Below are 6,414 nucleotides of genomic sequence, written 5' to 3' on the forward strand. Positions count from 1 at the left end.
TCGGTGGAGCGCCGCCCAAAGCCGTCAAGCCGGGCAAGAAGGCCGCCGCGCAACAGAAGGCGGCGGAGGTCCGTGGGAAGTACGCACCACCACCACCGCCGAGGCTTATCAACTGATGGCGTTGGAGTGGTCGACCGCTTGCCCCGATTGGGAAAGGCGGATCGTGGCCGGGGAATCGCTCATTGCGATGGAGCCCCTGTTTCCAGATGAGGCGGAAGCCGCCCTGGAGATTTTCAAGGGTCTGCGCATCGTGGACGTTCCCGGCCAGCCCACCTTTGGCGAGGCCTGCGAACAGTTCGTGTTCGATTTCGTCGCGGCCATCTTCGGGGCCTACGACGCGGAGGCGGGCAAGCGGCTGATTTGGGAGTTCATGCTCCTGATCAGCAAGAAAAACTCCAAGTCGACCATCGCGGCCGGGATCATGGTCACGGCCCTGATACGCAACTGGCGGCATTCGGCGGAATTACTGGTGTTGGCCCCGACCAAGGAAGTCGCGGACAACGTATTCACCCCGGCAGCGGGCATGGTTCGGGCCGATCCCGAGTTGCTTGAAATCCTCTATCCGGTCGATCACGAACGTAAAATTCGGCACCTAGTGAACAAGTCCGAACTGAAGGTGGTGTCGGCGGACGCGGGCGTGGTAAGCGGCAAAAAGGCCGCGTTCGTGTTGGTCGAAGAGTTATGGCAGTTCGGCAAACAGGCCAGTGCTTCCGCTATGCTTATGGAGGCGACAGGCGGGCAGGTTTCCCGCCGCGAAGGCTTTACGGTCTACCTGTCGACCCATAGCGATGAGTTGCCGCGCGGCGTCTTTAAGGATCGACTGGACCAGTTCCGGGGCGTCCGAGACGGAACGATCGTCAACAAGCGTAAGCTGGGGATGCTCTATGAGTGGCCTCAAGCGATGCTGGACGCGGAGGCTTATCTAGACCCCGACAATTTCTACATCACCAATCCGAATATCGGCCGGTCGGTCGATATCGAGTTCATTGAAGAGAAGTTGGCGGAGGCCCGCGCGGGCGAGCCGGGGGATTTGCAGAAGTTCCTGGCCAAGCATCTGAACGTCGAAATCGGCACCCGCCTAGCGCGGGATCGGTGGACCGGCGCGGATTTTTGGGACGCGGCGGCCGATAGCGCACTGTCGCTGGATGATCTGATCCGGCGTTGCGAAGTCATCGTGGCCGGGATCGATGGCGGCGGCTTGGATGACCTTTTGGGCCTGTGCCTGATCGGCCGGGAAAAGGGCTCCAAGCGCTGGCTGGTCTGGTGTCGGGCATGGGCTTGGTCCGTGGTCTGGAAGCGACGGGCGGATATCGCGACCATCCTCAACCAGCTGGTTGAGGAAGGTTCGTTGTTCCGGTGTGAGATGCCGGACGAAGCGGTCATCGATCTGGAAGCCGAGGATGACGATCAGGAACTAACCGATGACGTGCGCGGCGTGGTGGACGTGCTTTGCCGGGTTCGCGATGCCGGGTTGTTCCCGGACTCTGGCGCGATCGGCCTCGACCCGGTGGGCGTGTCGGCCATCGTGGACGAACTGGTCGCGCGGGATTTCGACCCCGACAAGCAACTTCGCTCGATCGGGCAGGGATACAAGCTAAGCGCCGCGATCAAGGGCGCGGCTCGCAAGGTCGCGGCCCGCACCCTTCGCCATGAGGGCAAGGAACTGATGCGCTGGTGTGTGGGCAACGCGAAGATGGAGCCGCGCGGCGCAAGCGCGGTAGCCATCGTGAAGGCCACGCCCAGCGCCAAAATCGATCCGCTGGCCGCGATGTTCAACGCGGTGATGCTGATGACGGAAAACCCGGTCGCGGCCGGTTCATTCGAATATACGGGGATTTGACCATGGGATTTATCGATCGCGCCCGGAACGCGGCGCGCGCGTTCCGGGCCGATGCGTCCCATGTCGACGCGGTGCAGCTGGGGGCGCACGCCTCCGGCGAAGGCCTTCCGATCCGTAGTGACGCGGCGCAGTCCGCCCCGATCGCGGGCGCGGATGGTCTGAGCGATCCCAGGGGGATGACCGTGCTGAACCTGTTGGGGGGCAACCGGTCGGGTGCCCCGATGGGTGAAGCGCGGGCAATGACCGTTCCTGCCGTGCTTCGCGCGCTGGAGGTGCTGTGCGGGCTCTACGCGATGACGCCCGTTCATTACTACCGCAACACGCCGGACGGCAAAGAGCGGGTGGACAATGCGCCGCAAGCCCGAATGCTGTCGATCAGCGCCAACGCCGTCCAGCCCGCCTATCTGCTCAAGGAGTTGATGATGGGCGACCTGCTGATGCGGGGACGCTTCGGGGCCTTCATCCACCGCGACGAACTGTATCGCCCCAACGCGCTTAGCCGGTTGGTGCCAGATGGGATCGCGCCGGTTCAGCATTGGGACCGGCAGGACGGGCTGGAGATGTTCTACGACGCCCAACTGCCCGATGGGTCACGCGATCGTCTGACGCGGAACGACATATGGTTTGTGCCTGGGTTTAGCCGGGACGGACTGGTCGGCATCGACCGCTTGAAGCTGCTGGGCAACACGTTCGAATCCGCCGCGTCGACCAGCGAATTTGCCCGCCGGTTCTGGGAAAACAACGCCCAGCCATCCACGATCCTGACGACCAAGGCAAAGATTGACCGGCCGGGCAAAGAGGCGATCCGGTCCGACTGGCAGCAACGCTTTGCGGGTCCGCAAAATGCGGGTTCGGTCGCGGTGCTGGATCAGGAAATGGACGCCAAATTTCTGGCGCACGACAACAAGGCTTCGCAGTTCATCGAATCGCGCAGCTTCGGTGTTCTGGAGGTGTCCCGCGCCTTCGGCGTTGCCCCGCATGTGTTGTTCGAACTGAGCCGGGCGACATTCTCGAATATCGAGCATCAAAGCCTAGAATTGTATCTGTATTCGATGCTGTCACACTTCGAGCGCGGCGCGGCGCATATGACCCACCAATTTGCGGAAGAGGGTCATTTCTTCGAGTTCATGCCTGAGGCGATGCTGAAGGGCGATATTCTGACCCGGTATCAGGCCTATGCCCTCGCGATCGACAAGGGGATCATGAACCCCAACACGGTCCGCCGGAAAGAAAACATGAACGATCGGCCGGGCGGCGACGAATACCGCGTCGGGTCCGGTTCGCAGATTGAAGGGCAGGCCTCTGCCCAGCCACCCCGGCCGCCAGCGCCACCCCAACAGTCCGAGGAAGACGAATGAACCAGCATGTTCTGGCTGCGATCCGGTCGGAGCCGTGGGCCATCGTGCCCGCCTATCTCGACGCGATCGAGGCAATCGCCCTTCGCATGATGGATCATCCCGCGTTGATCGCGGTCGAGCGGGACGGCCATGAGGCGCGGTTCGCCGATGCGACGGCGCGGATGGGGGAGCGCGCGCCGGGGACGCGGACGGCGGCCCTACGCGATGGCGTCGGCATCGTGCCCATGTTCGGTCCGGTCTTTCCGCGTGCTGGCGGCCTAGCGACTTCGGGCGCGACCACGCTGGACGCGGTTGCGGCCGATCTGCGGGCATTGGAGGCGTCGCCGGAGGTCCGCAACGTCCTGATGACGATCGATAGTCCCGGTGGGGCGGTATCGGGCGTCCACGACTTTGCGCGGTACGTGGCCAATTTCTCCAAGCCGCTCGCGGTGCATGTGTCCGGCCAATGCTGTTCGGCCGCCTACTGGATCGCCAGTCAAGCGTCGGGTGGGATCAGCCTTGATCCAACGGGCGTCGTGGGCTCGATCGGCGTGTGCATGTCCACTTCCTATCAGGAAGGGCCCGATATGTCGGGGCGTCGGTCGATCGATATCACCAGCTCCAACGCGCCGAACAAGCGCCCGGACCTTTCGACCGAGGAAGGCCGGGCGGCTTTGCGCTCGACGCTCGACGCAATCGAATCCGTGTTCATTAGCACCGTCGCCAAGGGGCGCGGTGTCTCTGAAGCTACCGTCCGGGCCGATTTCGGTCAGGGCGGCACCCTGACCGGGAAGGACGCCAAGGCGGCCGGGATGGTCGACCGCGTGGAGGCCGATGGCCTTGACGGGGCGATCCGCCGGCTTGCCCGCAACGCCCCACCGGCAGCGCCCCGGCGGGCCGTCGCGGCGAACCACCTGGCCTTGGCGCAAGCGCGCGCCGGGCTGTAATCCACCAAGGAGAATGACGATGCGCATTACCGCGCTACGGGCAAGTCTGGCGGCCGAAGTCCAGTCGATGGAAGCGATCCTCGACGCGGCCGCGAACGATAACAATCGCGATCTGACCGCCGACGAACAGACGGCGTTCGACAAGCACAAGGCCGAAGCCGATCGACTTCAGGCGGCGGTCGGCCGTGAAGAGTCGATGCTGGCGCTGAAGGCGGCAGCTGCTTCGCCGATCCATGTCGGAGGCGCGGGCGCTACCGGCGCGGGCGGGCGTGTTCCTGCGGCCGTGCAGGAAAAGCTGGAGCCGGGCGTTATGGTCGGCCGTATCGCCCTGTCGCTCGCCGCGACCGGCGGACACGATCAGCGCGCCATGGCGAACCACGCGCAACAGGTGTTCGGTGATGAAACCGGCCAGATTGTCGCCAACATGGAACAGTCGACCAGCACCAAGGGCGGCTATCTGGTCGATACGGACTATAGCCGCGATTTCATCGGGCTGTTGCGTCCCCGTGTCGTGATCCGCAATCTTGGCGCGCGATCGGTGCCGATGCCGGACGGCAACCTGACCATGCGCAAGAAGACGGCCGGGACGCAGGCGGGCTATGTCGGTGAGCGTGTTCCGGCTCCCACCACCGACATGCAGGTCGGTCAGCTGACCATGACGGCCAAGAAATTGATGGCGCTGGTCCCCATCACCAATCAGTTGATCCGCCGCGCCAGCTGGGGCGTGGATCAGATGGTCCGTGATGATCTGCTCGACAGCGCGGCCGTCAAGGAAGACCAGCAATTCCTGCGCGGTGCGGCAGGCAGCACCGTTGCTCCGACTGGCGTTCGCTACCTGATCGCGGCGGGCAATGTGCTGTCCATGAGCGCCAATGCGAACCTGACCGGCGTTACCTCCGATCTGGGCCGCATGACGCTGGCGGTGAAGAACGCCAACGTGCCCATGATCAACTGCGGTTGGATCATGAGCCCGCGCGTTCGCGAGTTTCTGGCGGGCCTTCGGGACGGCAACGGCAACATCGTCTATCCGTCGATCGAGGCGAACGGGACGCTCAAGGGCTACAAGATCGCGGAGACGACTTCGGTTCCTGACAATCTCGGTGCGGGCGGCAACGAGTCGGAATTGTATTTCGGCGACTGGTCGCAATTCCTGATCGGTGACACGTATCAGGTCGCGCTCGCTGCCTCTGATACGGCGGCCTACGACGATGGCGGTACGATCCGGTCGGCGTTCTCGAACGACGAAACCGTTATCCGCCTGATCGAAGAACACGACACGCAGCTGCGCTACGATCGGGCAGCGGCGGTGCTGACCGGCGTAACCTGGGCTCCGTAAGCCCTCCGATCCTTCCCCAATCCCATGACGGCGGGTCCGCACTGCGGGTCCGCCGTCGCCATTTATGGAGGCCCCCATGGCGGTCAAATTTCTGGAAACTACGCAGGTCGGAACCCTCTACAACAAGGGGGAAATCGCTTCGTTCGATGAGAAGACCGAAAAGGAACTTGTCGAGGCCAAGACGGCCGTAGCGGTCAAGGCCGACAAGAAGGACGCGCCCTCCGGGGCGCAGGCCTGACGGGTCGCGGGCGGGGTACGCGACATGGCGGAAATCATTTCGCTGACCACTGCCCGCGAATGGCTGAAGGTCGATGACGAAATCAGCGACGGCTTGTTGCAGTCGCTGATTGCCACCGCAATTCAGTTCGTCGCGGACTATATGGAGCGGCCTTTGACCGGGGATCGGGGATGGCCGGAGGGGCAGCTTCCGCCGCCCGTGGTGCACGGCATCCGCGTGGCGCTGATCGACCTATACAACAATCCCGAAGATCCATTTTCCAACACCACGGCGCTGACTGCTCTGGTCGGCCCCTATTGCCGTCCATCGGTCGGCTAATGGCTGGAAAGGATCAGCGGGCCGTGTTCCGGCCCAATAAGCGCGTCCAGTTGGAACGGCCGAAAGCGGACAAGTCCTTTGCTGGCGCCGGGCGGGGGGAATGGGAGGCCGTCACCGTCGGCAAGATTTGGGCGGAGGTCCGCGATACGCTGCCCAGCCGGGGGGAAAATCTCGCCGAGGGCCTGACCATCACCAAGCGACCGGCGCGCATCCGTATCCGCTACCGGGCGGGACTGAATGCCCGGATGCGGTTCATTGTCGATGGCCGCGTGCTGCAAATCGTCGCCGGTCCGGCTGAAATCGGGCGGCGTTATCTGGTCGAGTTCATGGCCGAGGAAAGTACCCCGGCGGGGAACCCCGCCTAAGTGGCCAAGGTCACGGGGCGCGATGCGGTCAAG

At 63.7% G+C, this 6,414-nt stretch carries 7 protein-coding genes; all 7 read left to right on the forward strand.

Annotation, left to right across the window (positions count from 1 at the left end):
- Positions 1–163: 163 nt before the first annotated feature.
- The 7 genes from SM191_RS09840 (at position 164) to SM191_RS09870 (ending at position 6,381) form a co-directional block, all read left to right on the forward strand.
- Positions 164–1,840 carry a terminase large subunit gene (locus SM191_RS09840; RefSeq protein WP_341506040.1) on the forward strand — a complete coding sequence of 559 codons (1,677 nt, stop codon included), beginning with the start codon at positions 164–166 and terminating at the stop codon, positions 1,838–1,840.
- A gap of 176 nt (positions 1,841–2,016) precedes the next feature.
- A complete protein-coding gene (locus SM191_RS09845) occupies positions 2,017–3,198 on the forward strand; it encodes a phage portal protein (RefSeq protein WP_341506041.1) in 1,182 nt (393 codons plus the stop codon).
- The gene (locus tag SM191_RS09850; protein ID WP_341506042.1) at positions 3,195–4,124 is read left to right on the forward strand and encodes a S49 family peptidase; all 930 of its coding nucleotides are present in this window, start codon (positions 3,195–3,197) and stop codon (positions 4,122–4,124) included. The genes SM191_RS09845 and SM191_RS09850 overlap by 4 nt, the downstream gene beginning before the upstream one ends.
- Before the next feature lie 13 nt (positions 4,125–4,137).
- Positions 4,138–5,460 (forward strand): phage major capsid protein, encoded by a 1,323-nt coding sequence (locus SM191_RS09855; protein WP_341506043.1) that lies wholly within the window; start codon positions 4,138–4,140, stop codon positions 5,458–5,460.
- A gap of 76 nt (positions 5,461–5,536) precedes the next feature.
- On the forward strand, positions 5,537–5,698 hold the full coding sequence (locus SM191_RS09860; RefSeq protein WP_341506044.1) for a hypothetical protein: 162 nt from the start codon (positions 5,537–5,539) through the stop codon (positions 5,696–5,698).
- 24 nt (positions 5,699–5,722) lie between these two features.
- The gene (locus SM191_RS09865; protein ID WP_341506045.1) at positions 5,723–6,016 is read left to right on the forward strand and encodes a head-tail connector protein; all 294 of its coding nucleotides are present in this window, start codon (positions 5,723–5,725) and stop codon (positions 6,014–6,016) included.
- A gap of 23 nt (positions 6,017–6,039) precedes the next feature.
- Positions 6,040–6,381, forward strand: coding sequence for a phage head closure protein (locus SM191_RS09870; protein ID WP_341506046.1), 342 nt, complete (start codon positions 6,040–6,042; stop codon positions 6,379–6,381).
- Positions 6,382–6,414: the final 33 nt, after the last annotated feature.

It is taken from the genome of Sphingomonas sp. 2378, from assembly GCF_038084995.1.
GTDB lineage: Bacteria > Pseudomonadota > Alphaproteobacteria > Sphingomonadales > Sphingomonadaceae > Sphingomonas.